15 protein-coding genes are annotated in these 16885 nt (G+C 53.9%); 7 read left to right on the top strand and 8 right to left on the bottom strand.

The features are described 5' to 3' along the window. The first annotated feature begins 18 nt into the window (after positions 1-18). From uhpC to fghA, 7 genes are all read left to right on the top strand, one after another. A complete protein-coding gene (gene uhpC / locus QUF14_RS02130) occupies positions 19-1335 on the top strand; it encodes an MFS transporter family glucose-6-phosphate receptor UhpC (protein WP_100733718.1) in 1317 nt (438 codons plus the stop codon). Next, positions 1332-2363, top strand: a complete 1032-nt coding sequence (locus QUF14_RS02125; RefSeq protein ID WP_000783756.1) for an ABC transporter substrate-binding protein — start codon at positions 1332-1334, stop codon at positions 2361-2363. The genes uhpC and QUF14_RS02125 overlap by 4 nt, the downstream gene beginning before the upstream one ends. A gap of 68 nt (positions 2364-2431) precedes the next feature. Continuing rightward, complete coding sequence (locus QUF14_RS02120; protein ID WP_000084160.1) at positions 2432-4510, top strand: ABC transporter permease; 2079 nt, start codon at positions 2432-2434, stop codon at positions 4508-4510. Positions 4511-4521: 11 nt separating this feature from the next. Further along, positions 4522-5568 carry a ferric ABC transporter ATP-binding protein gene (gene fbpC, locus QUF14_RS02115; protein ID WP_000078830.1) on the top strand — a complete coding sequence of 349 codons (1047 nt, stop codon included), beginning with the start codon at positions 4522-4524 and terminating at the stop codon, positions 5566-5568. A 159-nt stretch (positions 5569-5727) separates the two neighbouring features. Then, complete coding sequence (frmR, locus tag QUF14_RS02110) at positions 5728-6003, top strand: formaldehyde-responsive transcriptional repressor FrmR (protein WP_100733717.1); 276 nt, start codon at positions 5728-5730, stop codon at positions 6001-6003. A 34-nt stretch (positions 6004-6037) separates the two neighbouring features. Continuing rightward, the gene (gene frmA, locus QUF14_RS02105; RefSeq protein WP_000842102.1) at positions 6038-7147 is read left to right on the top strand and encodes an S-(hydroxymethyl)glutathione dehydrogenase; all 1110 of its coding nucleotides are present in this window, start codon (positions 6038-6040) and stop codon (positions 7145-7147) included. 92 nt (positions 7148-7239) lie between these two features. Then, positions 7240-8073: an S-formylglutathione hydrolase gene (gene fghA, locus QUF14_RS02100; protein WP_000419075.1), complete on the top strand. Its 834-nt coding sequence runs from the start codon at positions 7240-7242 to the stop codon at positions 8071-8073. Between the two features lie 225 nt (positions 8074-8298). Here fghA and QUF14_RS02095 read toward each other — a convergent pair whose 3' ends face one another. The 8 genes from QUF14_RS02095 to QUF14_RS02060 all read right to left on the bottom strand — a co-directional run bounded on the left by QUF14_RS02095 (position 8299) and on the right by QUF14_RS02060 (position 16837). Next, positions 8299-8838: a DUF2058 domain-containing protein gene (locus QUF14_RS02095; protein ID WP_001096712.1), complete on the bottom strand. Its 540-nt coding sequence runs from the start codon at positions 8836-8838 to the stop codon at positions 8299-8301. A gap of 101 nt (positions 8839-8939) precedes the next feature. Then, the gene (mhpT, locus tag QUF14_RS02090) at positions 8940-10151 is read right to left on the bottom strand and encodes a 3-(3-hydroxy-phenyl)propionate transporter MhpT (protein ID WP_024212016.1); all 1212 of its coding nucleotides are present in this window, start codon (positions 10149-10151) and stop codon (positions 8940-8942) included. 409 nt (positions 10152-10560) lie between these two features. Then, positions 10561-11580 carry a 4-hydroxy-2-oxovalerate aldolase gene (gene mhpE / locus QUF14_RS02085; RefSeq protein ID WP_001013508.1) on the bottom strand — a complete coding sequence of 340 codons (1020 nt, stop codon included), beginning with the start codon at positions 11578-11580 and terminating at the stop codon, positions 10561-10563. After that, positions 11577-12527: an acetaldehyde dehydrogenase gene (gene mhpF, locus QUF14_RS02080; protein ID WP_000044306.1), complete on the bottom strand. Its 951-nt coding sequence runs from the start codon at positions 12525-12527 to the stop codon at positions 11577-11579. The genes mhpE and mhpF overlap by 4 nt, the downstream gene beginning before the upstream one ends. Continuing rightward, on the bottom strand, positions 12524-13333 hold the full coding sequence (gene mhpD, locus QUF14_RS02075; RefSeq protein ID WP_000160706.1) for a 2-keto-4-pentenoate hydratase: 810 nt from the start codon (positions 13331-13333) through the stop codon (positions 12524-12526). The genes mhpF and mhpD overlap by 4 nt, the downstream gene beginning before the upstream one ends. A 9-nt stretch (positions 13334-13342) precedes the next feature. Continuing rightward, positions 13343-14209: a 2-hydroxy-6-oxonona-2,4-dienedioate hydrolase gene (mhpC, locus tag QUF14_RS02070; RefSeq protein WP_000121878.1), complete on the bottom strand. Its 867-nt coding sequence runs from the start codon at positions 14207-14209 to the stop codon at positions 13343-13345. A 17-nt stretch (positions 14210-14226) separates the two neighbouring features. Beyond that, complete coding sequence (gene mhpB, locus QUF14_RS02065) at positions 14227-15171, bottom strand: 2,3-dihydroxyphenylpropionate/2,3-dihydroxicinnamic acid 1,2-dioxygenase (RefSeq protein ID WP_000543449.1); 945 nt, start codon at positions 15169-15171, stop codon at positions 14227-14229. Between the two features lies 1 nt (position 15172). Continuing rightward, positions 15173-16837 carry a bifunctional 3-(3-hydroxy-phenyl)propionate/3-hydroxycinnamic acid hydroxylase gene (locus QUF14_RS02060; RefSeq protein WP_001007398.1) on the bottom strand — a complete coding sequence of 555 codons (1665 nt, stop codon included), beginning with the start codon at positions 16835-16837 and terminating at the stop codon, positions 15173-15175. Positions 16838-16885: the final 48 nt, after the last annotated feature.

Below are 16885 nucleotides of genomic sequence, written 5' to 3'. Positions count from 1 at the left end.
TTTCATATAGTCAGCAACATGGAGACGACCATGCACGCGCGTTCAGCGAGAGAGATTAATCAATGCTACCGGACATTACGTCCGCGATTGCTGATGTGCATGATTATTGGCTACGCCGCATTTTATCTGACGCGAAAAAGCGTGAATTACGTCCTTCCGGCGCTGCAAACCGACCTCGGACTGGATAAAGGCGACATTGGCCTGCTGGGTTCGCTGTTTTATCTCAGCTACGGATTGTCGAAATTTACCGCCGGACTGTGGCATGACAGCCACGGACAACGCGGTTTTATGGGCGTCGGCTTGTTCGCCACTGGGCTATTGAACATGGTGTTTGCCTTTGGCGAATCACTTACGCTTCTGCTTGTGGTCTGGACACTGAACGGATTTTTTCAAGGCTGGGGGTGGCCACCGTGTGCCCGCTTACTGACCCATTGGTACTCCCGTAATGAACGTGGTTTCTGGTGGGGCTGCTGGAATATGTCGATCAACATTGGCGGAGCGATTATTCCGCTGATTAGCGCCTTTGCCGCCCACTGGTGGGGCTGGCAGGCCGCGATGCTGACACCGGGGATTATCAGCATGGCATTAGGGATCTGGTTAACGCTACAGCTTAAAGGCACACCCCAGGAAGAGGGATTACCGACGGTGGGTCAGTGGTGTCACGATCCGCTGGAATTACGTCAGGAACAACAAAGTCCGCCGATGGGGCTGTGGCAAATGTTGCGCACCACAATGCTGCAAAATCCGATGATCTGGCTGCTGGGTGTCTCTTATGTACTGGTTTATGTGATCCGGATTGCGTTAAACGACTGGGGCAATATATGGCTGACGGAAAGCCACGGCGTCAACCTACTCAGCGCCAACGCCACGGTAATGCTGTTTGAAGTGGGCGGCTTACTCGGCGCGTTATTTGCCGGATGGGGTTCGGATTTGCTGTTTAGCGGGCAGCGAGCCCCCATGATTTTGCTGTTTACCCTGGGGTTGATGGTGTCGGTCGCTGCACTCTGGTTGGCACCGGTTCATCACTATGCCCTTCTGGCTGTGTGCTTTTTTACTGTGGGCTTTTTTGTCTTTGGCCCGCAAATGCTGATTGGACTTGCGGCAGTGGAATGTGGACACAAAGCTGCGGCGGGTTCAATCACCGGATTTCTCGGTCTGTTCGCCTATCTCGGTGCGGCGCTGGCAGGCTGGCCGTTGTCGCTGGTTATCGAACGCTACGGCTGGTCAGGAATGTTCAGTTTACTCTCGGTCGCCGCAGTACTTATGGGTTTACTGCTGATGCCGTTACTGATGGCGGGCATCACCACCACTCACGCTCGAAGGATAAAACAATGAAAATGCCCCTTACCTCTACTCTGATTGCTTCTGCCGTTGCGCTGGCAACCTTAACGGGTGCCGCACAAGCGAAAGGTCGACTGGTGGTCTATTGCAGCGCCACCAATGAAATGTGTGAGACCGAAACCAAAGCGTTTGGCGAGAAATATGATGTGAAAACCTCGTTTATCCGCAACGGCTCCGGTAGCACCCTGGCAAAAGTCGATGCTGAAAAGAAAAACCCACAGGCTGACGTCTGGTACGGCGGCACCTTAGACCCGCAGTCGCAGGCCGGCGAGATGGGTCTGTTACAGGCATATAAATCGCCTAACCTTGAACAGATCATGGAAAAATTCCGCGATCCGGCAAAAGTGAAAGGAAACCTTTCCTCCGCCGTTTATGTGGGGATCCTCGGGTTTGGCGTCAACACAGAGCGTCTGAAAGAGAAAAACCTGCCTGTGCCGAAGTGCTGGAAAGATCTCACCAAACCTGAATATAAAGGCGAAATTCAGATTGCCGATCCACAAAGTTCCGGTACCGCCTACACCGCGCTGGCTACCTTTGCGCAGCTGTGGGGGGAAGATCAGGCCTTTGATTATCTAAAACAACTTAACACCAACGTCTCCCAGTACACCAAATCAGGCATTGCCCCGGCACGTAACGCCGCCCGCGGCGAAACGGCGATTGGTATTGGTTTCCTGCATGACTACTCGCTGGAAAAAGAACAGGGCGCACCACTGGAGTTGATTTCCCCGTGTGAAGGTACGGGCTACGAAATTGGCGGCGTCAGCATTCTGAAAGGCGCGCGCAACCTCGACAACGCCAAACTGTTTGTGGACTGGGTATTATCAAAAGAAGCTCAGGAACTGGCGTGGAAGAAAGGGAAGTCTTATCAGATCCTGACCAATACCACCGCCGAAACGTCGCCAAATTCGCTGAAGCTCGACGACCTGAAATTAATCAACTACGACATGGATAAATACGGTTCCACGGATGTTCGTAAGGCATTGATTAATAAATGGGTCAGCGAAGTGAAGATGGGTAAATAAACCCGCATTGCGTGCATTTGCCGGGCGCAGCACAAACGCCTGCCCCGGCCAACCATACCGGAACTGCTATGTCACAGACACTTGCACTCCATCCCGTGAAAAAGCGGGATGCGATTTTCCTTTGGGTTTTGCTGGGCTGGCTGGCATTTATCCTGTTGCCGAGCTGGAGTCTCGATTATGGTCTGCTGGAGTCCACGAGTGATGAGATCCTCGAGGCGTACAGCTGGTCGCATTTTAATATCAGCTGGCTGTGGTATTTACTCCCGAGTTTGCTGCTGGTTCGCCCGTTTAATGAGGCCAAACGCGAGCAGCGTAGCCGTCATTATTTTGATGCCGGCTGGGCATTGCTTTGTTTAGCGTTTATGGTCATCAGTGCCACCATCGTTGGCCGCGGTCTAGGCTACGCCGCCATCGTGCTGTTTATCGAATTAAGCGCGATAATGACGCTGGCCTTAACCCGCCTCGAATGGCTGGGTGGCGACCGCTTTGTGATCGGCTCGCTGATTGCGATTGTGGCGCTGATTGGCATTTTTATCGTCTGGCCGAGCATCGCCATTTTTATCCCGATGTTCACCAACGACGCGGGAGGGTTCGCCCCACTGGCGTTTATGAATGTGCTCTCGCAGGCACATATTGTTCAGGTGATCGTCAACTCCATCGTCTTATCGATAGCGGTTGGTATTGGCTGTACTTTCTTCGGTCTGGTGCTGGCGATATATACCACGCGCATCGCTAAACGCAGCGCCGTAATCGGCCGCATCTTTTCCATTCTGCCAATTGTCACGCCACCGTTTGTGGTCGGCTTAGGCGTTACGCTCATGATGGGGCGCTCCGGCTACATAACGGAATTTATGGTGGAGTGGTTTGGGCTGACCAACACCAACTGGCTGTATGGTTTTACCGGGATCTGGCTGGCACAGGTCCTGGCATTCACGCCAATGGCTTTTATGATCCTTGATGGGGCCATTAAAACCATTCATCCCTCGCTGGAAGAGGCCTCCTACACCCTGCGTGCCAGCCGCTGGCAAACCTTTAACGGCGTGTTTGTGCCGTTGCTAAAGCCCGCGCTCGCCAATGCCTTTTTAATCGTCGTGGTACAGTCACTGGCTGATTTCAGTAACCCGCTGGTACTTGGCGGCAACTTCGACGTACTGGCGACGCAAATTTACTTCTACATTACCGGCTCGCAGCTGGATTATCAGGCCGCCAGCACCCTTGGCGCTTTCCTGCTGCTGTTCTCGCTACTGGTGTTCTGCGTCCAGTATATGTGGATTGGTAAACGCTCTTACGTCACGGTTTCCGGAAAGTCCTACCGCGGCGATGTCCAGCCACTACCGGTCACCCTGGTGTGGAGCGTGGTCGCCATACTTGCGATATGGATTGTCTTTAACGCCCTGCTCTATGGCAGCATTTTCTACGGCAGCTTCACCGTGAACTGGGGCGTAGACTACACCCTAACGCTGGATAACTTTATCAAGTTATTTGGTCAGGGGATGAGCGACGGCGCGTGGCCTTCACTGTTAGATACCTTGCTCTACGCCGGGATTGCCGCACCCATTACCGCTATCTTTGGCCTGCTCATCGCCTGGGTGGTGGTGCGCCAACAATTCAAAGGCAAAAAGACCATCGAGTTCACCACCATGTTGTGCTTTGCCGTACCGGGTACGGTGGCGGGCGTCTCGTATATTCTCGCCTTTAACAGCGCTCCGGTTTATCTCACCGGAACGGCGGCAATTGTGATTATCTCGATGGTGATGCGTAACGTTCCGGTGGGTATTCGCGCCGGGATTGCGGGTCTGGGGCAGATCGACAAATCGCTGGATGAAGCCTCACTTAGCCTGCGTGCGGGTTCCCTGCGAACCATTACGCACATTTTACTGCCGTTGTTACGCCCAGCTATTCTCTCGGCCCTGATTTACAGCTTTGTGCGGGCTATCACGACGGTCAGCGCCATCGTCTTTCTCGTCACGCCGGACACACGCGTGGCAACCGCCTACATCCTTAACCGCGTAGAAGACGGCGAATATGGCGTAGCCATCGCCTACGGTTCGATTCTGATCGTGGTGATGCTGGCGATTATTTTCCTCTTTGACTGGCTGATCGGTGAAGCACGTATTTCCCGTTCTAAAGCCAAAAACCAGGCGTAATGGAGCGCACTATGAGTCAGAAAAATTTTGTGGAACTGCGCAACGTCACTAAACGATTCGGCAGTAATACGGTTATCGACAATATCAATCTCACCATCCCACAAGGGCAAATGGTGACGCTGCTCGGTCCTTCCGGATGCGGCAAAACCACCATTCTGCGTCTGGTTGCCGGGCTGGAAAAACCGAGCGAAGGGCAAATTTTTATAGATGGCGAAGATGTCACGCATCGTTCCATTCAGCAACGCGATATCTGCATGGTGTTTCAGTCATACGCTCTGTTCCCACATATGTCGCTGGGCGAAAACGTTGGCTATGGGCTGAAAATGCTTGGCGTGTCGCGTAGTGAAGTGAAGCAGCGGGTGAAAGATGCGCTAGCAATGGTGGATCTGGAAGGATTCGAAGACCGCTATGTCGACCAGATTTCCGGTGGTCAGCAACAGCGTGTGGCTCTGGCCCGTGCGTTGATCCTTAAGCCTAAAGTGCTGCTGTTTGATGAGCCGTTAAGTAACCTCGATGCCAACCTGCGTCGCAGCATGCGCGATAAAATCCGCGAGCTGCAAAAGCAATTTAACATCACTTCGCTCTATGTGACTCACGATCAAAGTGAAGCTTTCGCGGTGTCCGACACCGTGTTGGTGATGAATAAAGGTCACATCATGCAGATTGGTTCACCGCAGGATCTCTATCGTCAGCCCGCCTCCCGCTTTATGGCAAGTTTTATGGGCGACGCCAACCTGTTCCCGGCGAACTTTAGCGAAGAGTATGTCGATATCTACGGTTATCGCCTGCCGCGCGCGGCGCATTTCCCGGCGCAAGGTAGCGGCACCGTCGGCGTTCGCCCGGAAGCCATCACCTTAAGCAATCACGGCGAAGAGAGTCAGCGTTGTGTTATTCGCCATGTCGCCTACATGGGGCCGCAGTACGAAGTGACCGTAGAATGGCATGGTCAGGAGATTTTATTGCAAGTCAACGCCACCCGTTTACAGCCCGATATTGGTGAGCACTATTACCTCGAAATCCATCCTTACGGGATGTTTGTTTTAGCGGATGCGGCATAAAAATAGCAGATAAACGGTCCCAACCTGTCTTGAGGGACCGTTCACCTGTTTAAACGTCGGACAACAATTATTCTCCGGCGTTATATACTATAGGGGGGTATGCATTGACATATAGCATACCCCCCTATAGTATATTGCGTGCAGATGATGAGGTGCGAAATGCCCAGTACTCCGGAAGAGAAGAAAAAGGTCCTTACTCGAGTTCGTCGTATTCGGGGGCAAATTGATGCTCTGGAACGGTCGCTGGAGGATGATGCCGAATGCCGTGCCATACTCCAACAGATCGCTGCCGTTCGGGGCGCGGCTAACGGGCTGATGGCAGAAGTGCTTGAAAGCCATATCCGGGAAACGTTTGACCGAAATGACTGCTACAGCCGCGAAGTCAGCCAATCCGTTGACGACACTATTGAACTGGTTCGTGCCTATCTTAAATAGCTGAATCTATTACCATATTGAGGAAGAGCGAGAGATGAAATCACGTGCTGCCGTTGCATTTGCTCCCGGTAAACCGCTGGAAATCGTTGAAATTGACGTTGCACCACCGAAAAAAGGTGAAGTGCTGATTAAAGTCACCCATACCGGCGTTTGCCATACCGACGCATTTACCCTCTCCGGCGATGACCCGGAAGGTGTATTCCCGGTAGTTCTCGGTCACGAAGGGGCCGGCGTTGTGGTTGAAGTCGGTGAAGGCGTAACCAGCGTCAAACCTGGCGACCATGTGATCCCGCTTTATACCGCAGAGTGCGGCGAGTGTGAGTTCTGTCGTTCCGGCAAAACTAACCTCTGCGTCGCAGTTCGCGAGACTCAGGGCAAAGGCCTGATGCCAGACGGCACCACCCGTTTTTCTTACAACGGGCAGCCGCTGTATCACTACATGGGATGCTCTACATTCAGTGAATACACCGTGGTTGCGGAAGTGTCTCTGGCCAAAATTAATCCAGAAGCAAACCATGAACACGTCTGCCTGCTGGGCTGTGGCGTGACCACTGGCATTGGCGCAGTGCACAACACCGCTAAAGTCCAGCCAGGTGATTCTGTTGCCGTGTTTGGTCTTGGCGCGATTGGTCTGGCAGTAGTTCAGGGGGCTCGTCAGGCGAAGGCGGGACGGATTATCGCTATCGACACTAACCCGAAGAAATTCGATCTGGCGCGTCGTTTCGGTGCTACCGACTGCATTAACCCGAATGACTACGACAAACCGATTAAAGATGTCCTGCTGGATATCAACAAATGGGGTATCGACCATACCTTTGAATGCATCGGTAACGTCAACGTGATGCGTGCGGCGCTGGAAAGTGCGCACCGCGGCTGGGGTCAGTCGGTGATCATCGGGGTCGCGGGTTCCGGTCAGGAAATCTCCACCCGTCCATTCCAGTTGGTCACCGGTCGCGTATGGAAAGGTTCCGCGTTTGGCGGCGTGAAAGGTCGTTCCCAGTTACCGGGTATGGTTGAAGATGCGATGAAAGGCGATATCGATCTGGAACCGTTTGTCACGCATACCATGAGCCTGGATGAAATTAATGACGCCTTCGACCTGATGCATGAAGGCAAATCCATTCGAACCGTAATTCGTTACTGATTTCCCGCTGATTTCGCCCCGTCCAGTTCAGACGGGGTTCTCAATACCGTCCCCGGGCAGCCGTCCGGGGATTAACCGTGAGATAATGACTGATGGAACTCATTGAAAAACATGCCAGCTTTGGCGGCTGGCAAAATGTGTATCGGCATTATTCCCAATCACTGAAATGTGAAATGAATGTCGGCGTCTATCTCCCACCAAAAGCCGGGAATGAAAAATTGCCGGTACTGTACTGGCTTTCGGGCCTGACCTGTAACGAGCAGAATTTCATTACTAAATCGGGGATGCAACGTTACGCGGCTGAGCACAACATTATTGTTGTTGCGCCAGACACCAGTCCGCGAGGCAGTCATGTCGCAGATGCCGACCGTTACGATCTCGGACAAGGTGCCGGGTTTTACCTGAACGCAACGCAAGCGCCGTGGAATGAACATTACAAAATGTATGATTATATCCACAACGAGCTGCCGGATTTAGTGATGCAACATTTTCCGGCAACGACCAGAAAGTCTATCTCAGGTCATTCTATGGGCGGGCTGGGCGCGCTGGTGCTGGCGTTACGTAACCCAGATGAATATGTCAGCGTCTCGGCGTTTTCGCCCATTGTCTCCCCATCGCAAGTACCGTGGGGACAGCAAGCCTTTGCCGCATATCTTGGTGAAAATAAAGATGCCTGGTTGGATTACGATCCGGTGAGCCTTATTTCACAAGGTCAACGCGTTGCGGAAATCATGGTTGATCAGGGATTGAGTGATGATTTTTACGCAGAACAGCTGCGGACTCCAAATCTTGAAAAGATCTGCCAGGAGATGAATATCAAAACGTTAATCCGTTATCACGAGGGTTATGATCACAGCTATTATTTTGTCTCCAGTTTTATTGGCGAGCATATTGCCTACCACGCCAATAAACTGAATATGCGTTGAGCATCCGCGCACGCCAGCCGGATGCGGCGTGAACGCCTTATCCGCCTACATTTCGCCCATAAACCGTAGGCATGATAAGACGCGCATAGCATCGCATCAGGCATCTGCGCACAACTGCCGGATGCGGCGTGAACGCCTTATCCGGCCTACATTTCGCCCATGAGCCGTAGGCATGATAAGACGCGTCAGCGTCGCATCAGGCATCTGTGCACGACTTATCTATGTTTACCACATCAAATCATCAGGCACTTTAAAGTCGGCATACGGATCGTCTTCATCCTGCTCTTCGGCGCTGAGCGCGCTGTGCAACACAATACTGCTGGCGTCACGCTGAGCAATTTTATCGGCAACGCTGGCGGGAATAATGGCGTATTCACCTTCGCTATTGTTATCGATCTGCAAACGTGCAATCGCCAGACGACCATTAATCAACTGCGTTTGTGTGAGCTTATCGACAAAAATCTTCTTAATCAGATTGCCATCGGTAAAGTTAAAACCGATATCGCCATTGGCAATGGTGATCCGGTTCATTTCAATAAGCTGCTTCACCTGAGCTTTATATTCTTTCGCCAGTGCCGCTTGTTTTTGCTGCTCGCTAAGCTGTTTATCACGCTCAAGCTGTGCCTTTTTATTTTCTTCTACCGCCGCCCGAGCCTCACGCGCCTGAACGCGCGATTTTTTCGCCGTTCTCTCGACCTTCGCCGCTTTTTTGCTGGTGACTAATCCTGCTTTGAGCAACTGCTCTTGTAAGGTAAGTTTTGCCATCTTTGTTTCCAAACCCGCTGAATAATTTTTAGCGAGTATACCTGTAAACGCCGTAGGTGTATTGGGGGCAAGTCCCTTTCGCCCCGGCTTAATAAGGCGCGTCAGGCATCAGCGCACGGCTGCATTCGTGATTTTCGACTCATCAAAATAAACACCGCTAATCCAGCAACAAGAATACCCGGCGCAGATGCAGCCATTACGCCAACCGTGCCAGTGCCTAATGCCAGCATTTTCCCTGCCAGCAACGGGCCGCTCATGGCACCCAGACGCCCAATCGCCACGGCGGTTCCCACGCCGGTTGCGCGGATCTGCGAACTGTAAAACAACGGAGCCAATGCATACAAAACGCTTTGCCCACCTGTTGCAAACAACCCTGCGACGAATCCCGCCAGCAACATACCGTTAAATGATGACACCGTTCCCAGCGCTAACAGCGAAGCTAACATACCGCTATAAATCAGTAGCGACATGGTCATTGGACGCAGTTTATCCATCAAGGCGCCCAATATTAACGTCCCGCTTGCCGCCCCCATTTGTAGTGCAAACATCACCCCTGCCGCCTGCGATGGCTGGAATCCTTGTTCCACCAAAAGCAGCGGTAGCCAGTTGATCAACATGTAGACCACCAGCAAAGTGAAGAAATAACACAACCACAGCAGCAGCGTTGCGGTTGCCGTTTCTGGCGCAAATAACGCACGCAGCGGCGGCGCGGCCTGTTTTTCGCCAGCGAACACCGCCGACTCCGGCAGCCAGCGCATTAATAGCGGCACCAGAATCAGCGGCACCACACCACCGACCCAAAACACCGTTTGCCAGGCTAAGTTTGCCCCCGCGAAACCCAGCGTCGCCGCCAGCGCTGCGCCAATGGGGACACCGCAATACATCAGGCTCACCGCCGTTCCACGAAAACGTGGCCCCGCCGCTTCAGACGTCAGGGCGATAAGATTCGGCAACGCCGCCCCCAGCCCGACACCGGTCATCAGCCGCGCAAAGACCAGTGAGGGGAAATCCCAGGCAATAGCCGTTGCCAGCGAGAACAAACCAAACAGCGCAACTGAACCAATCAAAATGCGTTTACGACCATAACGGTCCGCCAGCATTCCGCCAACCAGCGCGCCGGGTAGCAAACCGAGTATTCCGGCACTGAATATCCAGCCCATTTGCATTTTATCGAGTGCAAAAGCCTGGGCGATGCCACCCGCCGCAATGCCAGCCGCCTGAAGATCCAGTCCTTCCATCAGAGCGACTAAAAAACAAAGCCCGATGGTCAGCATCAGGCGGGATGAAGATGATGAAGGGGTACGAGTCGACATAAGATGAACCTCGTTGCGAATGCAGGTGAATCGCGGCTGATACATTGCCAGCCGCGTAATCAAAACCATTTAATGACTGCCTACGGACGAAAGTAGGCCGGATAAGGCGTTTATGCCGCATCCGGCTGTCGTGCGCCATTGCCTGATTCGACGCTGACGCGTCTTATCATGCCTACAAATTCCCGCGCCATCCGTAGGCCGGATAAGACGTTTACGCCGCATCCGGCAGTCGTGCACAGATGCCTGATGCGACGCTGACGCGTCTTATCATGCCTACAAATTCCCGCGCCATCCGTAGGCCGGATAAGGCGTTTATGCCGCATCCGGCAGTCGTGCGCCATTGCCTGATGCGACGCTGACGCGTCTTATCAGGCCTGGGATGGGTATACAAAATGCACGTTGCCAGCAGTCAACATGATTTGTTGTTGCGCAGATCCAGCGCCACGTCGACGATCATATCCTCCTGGCCACCGACCATCCGGCGTTTACCCAGCTCAACGAGAATATCCACCGCGCTTAAACCATAACGCGCCGCCGCCGTTTCACAGTGACGCAAAAAGCTTGAGTAAACACCAGCGTATCCCAGCGCCAGCGTTTCGCGGTCGACACGTACCGGACGATCCTGCAACGGACGCACCAGGTCGTCAGCGGCATCCATTAACGCATAGAGATCGGTCCCATGCTGCCAGCCCAGTTTATCCGCGGCGGCAATAAACACTTCCAGCGGTGCGTTACCTGCACCCGCGCCCATCCCCGCGAGGCTAGCGTCGATGCGGTCACAGCCCTCTTCCACCGCCGCGATAGAGTTCGCCACACCAAGACTCAGGTTATGGTGAGCATGCATGCCAGTTTGCGTTTCCGGTTTCAGCACCGCTTTCAGGGCGCGGAAACGGTCGCGGATATCGCTCATGTTCATCGCACCGCCAGAATCCACCACATAAATACAGGTCGCACCGTAGCCTTCCATCAGCTTTGCCTGTTTTGCGAGATTCTCTGGCGTGGTCATGTGGCTCATCATCAGAAAGCCAACGGTATCCATTCCGAGTTCGCGGGCATACTGAATATGCTGAGCGGAAACATCAGCTTCGGTGCAGTGCGTAGCCACACGAACCACCCGCGCGCCAGCCTGCCAGGCATTTTTCAGATCGTGAATAGTGCCAATTCCTGGCAGCAACAATGTCGCGATTTTGGCGTGCTTCACCACATCCGCCGCAGCTTCAATCCATTCAAGGTCGCTATGCGCACCGAAACCATAGTTAAAGCTGGAACCCTGCAAACCATCGCCATGGGCCACTTCAATCGAATCCACGCGGGCATCATCCAGTGCTTTGGCAATCTGGCGGACATTTTCAAGTGAATACTGATGACGAATGGCGTGCATACCGTCACGCAACGTGACGTCCGAGATATATAGTTTTTTACCGTTCATGCCGCTTCTCCTGCCTTGCGCGCCAGTGACTGGGCCATTTTTTCTGCTGTCGCCAGCGCACTGGAAGTCATAATGTCGAGGTTGCCTGCGTAGGCAGGCAGATAATGCGCTGCGCCTTCGACCTCCAGCCAGACCGCCGTTTTCAGCCCAGAGAACTGACCAATGCCCGGTAAATTAACCGGTTTATCCTGCGGGATAACTTCAAACTGCACGCGCTGTTTCAGGCGATATCCCGGTACGTAAGCCTGCACCGCCTCAGCCATTTCATTGATTGAGGCTTCGATATCATCTTGTGAAGCTTCATCGCTCAATACATACACCGTGTCGCGCATCATCAACGGCGGCTCTGCCGGATTAAGCACAATAATCGCCTTCCCTTTTGCCGCGCCGCCTACGACTTCAATGGCTCGCGAGGTGGTTTCCGTAAATTCATCGATATTGGCACGCGTGCCAGGGCCAGCAGATTTACTGGCGATAGAAGCGATGATTTCGGCGTAATGAACACGCGCCACGCGTGAAACCGCCGCTACCATCGGAATGGTGGCCTGGCCGCCGCAGGTGACCATGTTGACGTTCAATTGATCGACGTTTGCGTCGAGATTAACGACCGGCACGCAGTAAGGGCCGATGGCAGCTGGCGTCAGGTCGATTAAGCGAATATCCGGTTTCGCTTCGCGCAAAGCGGCATCGTTTTTCACATGTGCGCCCGCGCTGGTCGCATCAAACACTATATCGATATCAGCAAATTCAGGCATGTTCATCAGCCCAATCACCCCTTCATGGGTGGTAGCGACGCCCATGCGTCTGGCACGCGCCAGCCCGTCGGACTGAGGATCAATGCCGACCATCACCGCCATCTCCAGATGCTGACCGTGACGCAAAATTTTAATCATCAGGTCGGTGCCAATATTGCCAGAACCGATAATGGCGACTTTACGCTTACTCATGACAGACTTCCTTTTAGGGCTGCGTTTGAAAATGTCGCAGCAACTGAACCTATGCCTTCAATATGGGCTTCAAAACGATCGCCCGCATTCACCGCCACCATCGGACCTAATGCCCCGGTAAGAATGATATCTCCGGCGCGCAGCGGTTCACCCAGGCTGGCCATTTTGCGTGCCAGCCAGACGGCGGCATTAAGCGGATGTCCCAGGCATTCGCTGCCGCGCCCGCTGGAAACCTCTTCGTTATTACGCGTCATCTTCATGGCGCAGTTTTTCAGATCTAACCCTGCCGGACGTTGCGCCGGACCACCGATGACATACACCCCACAGGAGGCGTTATCTGCCACGGTATCGACAAACTGAATCGACCAGTCGCGAATGCGGCTGCCCACCACCTCCAGCGCCGGAAGCACCCATTCAATGGCGTTATACAGTTCGTCGAAGGTAATATCCGTTGCGGGTAAATCGCGGTTTAGCACCAGTGCGATCTCTGCTTCAATACGAGGTTGCAGAACACGGGAAAAAGGAATGGTTTCGTTATCGCCATAACACATGTCGGCAAATAATGTTCCGAAATCCGGTTGATCAACCCCCAGTTGTTGCTGCACTTTCGGATGCGTCAGTCCCACTTTACGCCCCACAACGCGACGCCCCAGCGCGACGTCATGTTGCACATTTATGTGCTGAATGGCGTAGGCCGCTTCAGCGTTATCGATACCAATCAGATCGCGTAGCGGTGCAATCGCTTCGCCCTGTTCTGCGGCGCGGCGTAAATCCGCCGCCAGTTGCTCAAGAGTATGCTTCGTCATGACCGTTCCTTAAGGACGTGCGAGGAAATTCAGTACCAGTTGATTGAAAGCGTCGGCATGTTCCCACTGCGCCCAGTGACCACAGTCGCGGAAGATATGCAGCTCAGAACCGGCGATGCCAGAAAGCAGACGCAGCCCTGCGTCCATCGGCACAAAACGGTCGTTACGCCCCCAGACAATCAGAGTTTGCGCTTTGATTTCCGCCAGACGTGGGCCAAAATCCGGGAACTGTTTCGGATTGGCTTCCAGGCTCTTAACGAAGTTTTCCAGGTGATCGCGACGCGACAGCATATTATTCAGGCGCGCTTCAAACAGGGCGTCAGTCAAATCGCTGGTATCGAAAACGAAGATATCCATCATCAGCTTCAGATTTTCGATAGTCGGCTGGCGATAAAGCTGATTCAGTCGCTTAATGCCTTCAGTTGGCATCGGCGTAAACAAACTCATGCCACCTGTACCGCCGCCCATCAGCACCAGTTTGCCGACGCGCTCCGGCCAGTTAAGGGTGAACGCCACAGAACTGTGGCCGCCCATCGAGTTGCCCAGCAGGTGGATTTTGGCGATATCCAGTTGATCCACCACGCTTTTCAGGATGCGCGCATTGAGATCCGATCGCGAACCACTGTTAACGATCGAATCGCTCTTACCCCAACCAGGACAATCCAGCAGGATCACCCGATAACCAGCTTCTACCAGCGGATCGATATTGCGGCTGAAGTTCGCCCAGCCCGTAGCCCCCGGGCCGGAGCCGTGCAGCAGGACAACGGTTTCGTCGCCTTGACCGCAGTCATTAAAATGGATGCGCAGCGTTTTACCCGCTTCTTCTACATTCAGAAAACAGCTGGTGGCGGCTTCGGTTTGTGGCTGATAACTCATCATCTTCTCCTGCATATTCAGTTCTCTGTTCTGGCGCTTAACGAGCCAAATCCGGCAATCCACTCCGGGATCGGGCGGTAATAACGCCCTTCGCTACGCCAGTTGCCAAACGCAGAAATAGCGGCAAAAGCAGCGACCCAGGTTTTGATTTCATGTGTCGACTTTCCTGCAATGGCGGAAAGCTCTTCGTTACTGACGGCATCCAGTTCCTGTATGCGTCCCTGCTCCAGCAAAGACATGAACTGGTTATCCCAAATCGGGTTGAGCGGATGCAGAGTTCTCTGATCCTCAACAAACCTCTCAGCGGCGCTAATCACCCGTTGCTGGCGCATTTCGCGCTCATTGGCGGGCAAATCTTTCCCGCTACCCAACAGACGATCGCGCATATGGGCATCCGCTTTCGCCAGTTCTGGCACTGGCGGCTGATGGGAAAGCCCACCGGAACCCAGGAACAGCACGCGCTTATTCAGCGTGCTGGTGAAACGTCCAATGGCTTCACCCAACATGCGGGTACGCTGAAAACCAGGTAGCGGCGTGGCGACACCGTTGATGAATACAGGCAGGACCGGCACCTTATCCAGCCCACCGAGCAAGAACTCCAGCGGCTGGGCGAACCCATGATCCACCTGCATACAGTAAGAAACGGCAAGATCAATCCCGCTCTTCATGACGGCATGCGCACAAGCCTCCGCCAACTCCACAGGCACAGGAAGCTCTCCTGCCGCACTGCCGAAATCGCCAATTGCCGTCGCCCCAACGCCTAAACAGAAGGGTGGCATCACGTCATAGAAAAAACCGTTGTAATGATCTGGCGCAAACAGCACCACCAGTTCAGGGGAGAAGGCCGCAATACGCTCGCGGGCGCTGGCAATCACGCCATTGACCTCATCGAGTATCTCTTGCGCCGGGTCGACATACCCTACCAGCGGCGAGTGGGAAAGACAGTGAAGATAAGCGTGCATATCAGGCTACCTTTTCGACAGAAACGTCGACATCAGGGCGGTTGAGTGTCATCACGGACGCCAGTTTATTCAGCGTATTACCCAGAGTTTGCGGAATGGCGATGGCGGCAACAAAGCGATCCGGGCGCATCACCACTAGCGAAGCATTATGTTGTGCGAACCAGCTACGCAGGCGACCTTGCGTATCGCCCACGCGCAGCACGCCGTCGTAGTTATCCTGCGCGGTATGAATTTGCACATCCGGCACCACCTGAATGAAGCGAGTACCCAGCGCGCGCCATTGCTGGATTTGCTCATCGCTCATCCCCCACAGTGGATTGCATCCCCAGCCAATTACCGCGAAGTTCGCGCCGATCGCGTTATCGAGCAGCGTCACGTCGCCGTTTTCCAGCGTGACTTTCGGCTGAATAAACATCTTGCCGACCGGAGAGTGCTTCGCTTCGCCTTCACGCACCAGCGCACCGGCGTAATATTGCGGCATCGGCTTGAAGCGCATTTCGAGAAAGTAGCGTTTTACTGGCGGTAGATAATTCAGCAGCCAGGAAACACCGTCACGTAACGTACCCTGCCAGCGTTTCGGCGGAGCCAGTACGTTGCCCGCCGTCACCGACAGATCAATCATCGCTTTGGCGTGATCGCGACGTTCTTGTTGATAGGTATCGAGCAGCGCATCGCGAGCTTTCCCCTGGATAACCAACGCCAGTTTCCAGGCGAGGTTAAAGGCGTCGCGCATACCACTGTTATAGCCCTGCCCCTGCCACACCGGCATGATATGTGCGGCATCGCCCGCCAGCAGTACGCGGTCAATACGAAAACGTTGTGCCAGTCGCGCGTTGTGGGTGTAGACACGCTGGCGAATCAACTCGACGTTGTCCGGATTAGGCAGCACTTTGCTTAACAGCTTGCGCATATTTTGCGGCTCGCGGAGCTGTTCTTCGGTTTCGCCCGGCATCACCATAAATTCAAAGCGACGTACCGCATGAGGCAGAGCCGCAGAAACATACGGGCGCACCGGATCGCAACACAAATAGATATGCGGCGTACTTAACGGATCGTTGGCGATATCCACCACAATCCACTGATTTGGTGCGGTTTTACCTTCAAACGGCACATTCAGGGTGCGCCGGACAAAACTTGCTCCACCGTCACAGGCTACCAGCCACTGGGCTTTGACCGTTTCCCGCTGCCCTTCTGCCGTTTTCAGATACAAGGTCACTTCGTCATCTTGCTGGCTAAAGGCCTCCAGCTCGCGGGAAAACAGGCAGCGCACATTCGGAAACCGCGATAACCCTTCCAGCATCACCGCATCGACCTGCGGCTGAATAAAGGCGTTACGACGCGGCCAGCCAAATTCATCGGTCATTGGCTGAATATCAGCAAAACAGCGGCCTTTTGGGGTAAGAAAACGCATCGCATGCCACGGCGTAGTGTGCGGCAGAACATTATCGACAAGGCCAACCGACTGCATGGTGCGCAGCGCCTCGTCATCAATTCCAATCGCGCGTGGATAGTCGATCAACTTATCGAGTTTCTCCACCACCAGCACGTCAATGCCCATCTGGCCGAGATAGTTCGCCATCATCAGCCCGACCGGACCGGCACCAGCGATCGCCACCTGAACGCAATGGTTAACAGCAGGCTGGATGTCAGGGTGTTGTATTGCCATTTCAGTACCTCACGACTCGGAAAAAATGCCGTTGCGCGCACAGTTCAA

Origin of the sequence: Escherichia sp. HH091_1A (genome assembly GCF_030295175.1) — a bacterium.
Classification (GTDB): domain Bacteria; phylum Pseudomonadota; class Gammaproteobacteria; order Enterobacterales; family Enterobacteriaceae; genus Escherichia; species Escherichia coli_F.
The sequence above is the reverse complement of the archived record's forward strand: the minus strand, read 5'-3'. Positions and strand labels throughout refer to the sequence as shown.

Bases quoted from the DNA above. Each gene is read 5' to 3' on its own strand.
- QUF14_RS02120 (WP_000084160.1), top strand. From the start codon at position 2,432: ATGTCACAGACACTTGCACTCCATCCCGTGAAAAAGCGGGATGCGATT.
- mhpT (WP_024212016.1), bottom strand. From the start codon at position 10,151: ATGTCGACTCGTACCCCTTCATCATCTTCATCCCGCCTGATGCTGACC.
- QUF14_RS02060 (WP_001007398.1), bottom strand. From the start codon at position 16,837: ATGGCAATACAACACCCTGACATCCAGCCTGCTGTTAACCATTGCGTT.
- QUF14_RS02095 (WP_001096712.1), bottom strand. From the start codon at position 8,838: ATGGCAAAACTTACCTTACAAGAGCAGTTGCTCAAAGCAGGATTAGTC.
- fbpC (WP_000078830.1), top strand. From the start codon at position 4,522: ATGAGTCAGAAAAATTTTGTGGAACTGCGCAACGTCACTAAACGATTC.
- mhpF (WP_000044306.1), bottom strand. From the start codon at position 12,527: ATGAGTAAGCGTAAAGTCGCCATTATCGGTTCTGGCAATATTGGCACC.
- mhpD (WP_000160706.1), bottom strand. From the start codon at position 13,333: ATGACGAAGCATACTCTTGAGCAACTGGCGGCGGATTTACGCCGCGCC.
- fghA (WP_000419075.1), top strand. From the start codon at position 7,240: ATGGAACTCATTGAAAAACATGCCAGCTTTGGCGGCTGGCAAAATGTG.
- mhpE (WP_001013508.1), bottom strand. From the start codon at position 11,580: ATGAACGGTAAAAAACTATATATCTCGGACGTCACGTTGCGTGACGGT.
- frmR (WP_100733717.1), top strand. From the start codon at position 5,728: ATGCCCAGTACTCCGGAAGAGAAGAAAAAGGTCCTTACTCGAGTTCGT.
- mhpC (WP_000121878.1), bottom strand. From the start codon at position 14,209: ATGAGTTATCAGCCACAAACCGAAGCCGCCACCAGCTGTTTTCTGAAT.
- mhpB (WP_000543449.1), bottom strand. From the start codon at position 15,171: ATGCACGCTTATCTTCACTGTCTTTCCCACTCGCCGCTGGTAGGGTAT.
- QUF14_RS02125 (WP_000783756.1), top strand. From the start codon at position 1,332: ATGAAAATGCCCCTTACCTCTACTCTGATTGCTTCTGCCGTTGCGCTG.
- uhpC (WP_100733718.1), top strand. From the start codon at position 19: ATGGAGACGACCATGCACGCGCGTTCAGCGAGAGAGATTAATCAATGC.
- frmA (WP_000842102.1), top strand. From the start codon at position 6,038: ATGAAATCACGTGCTGCCGTTGCATTTGCTCCCGGTAAACCGCTGGAA.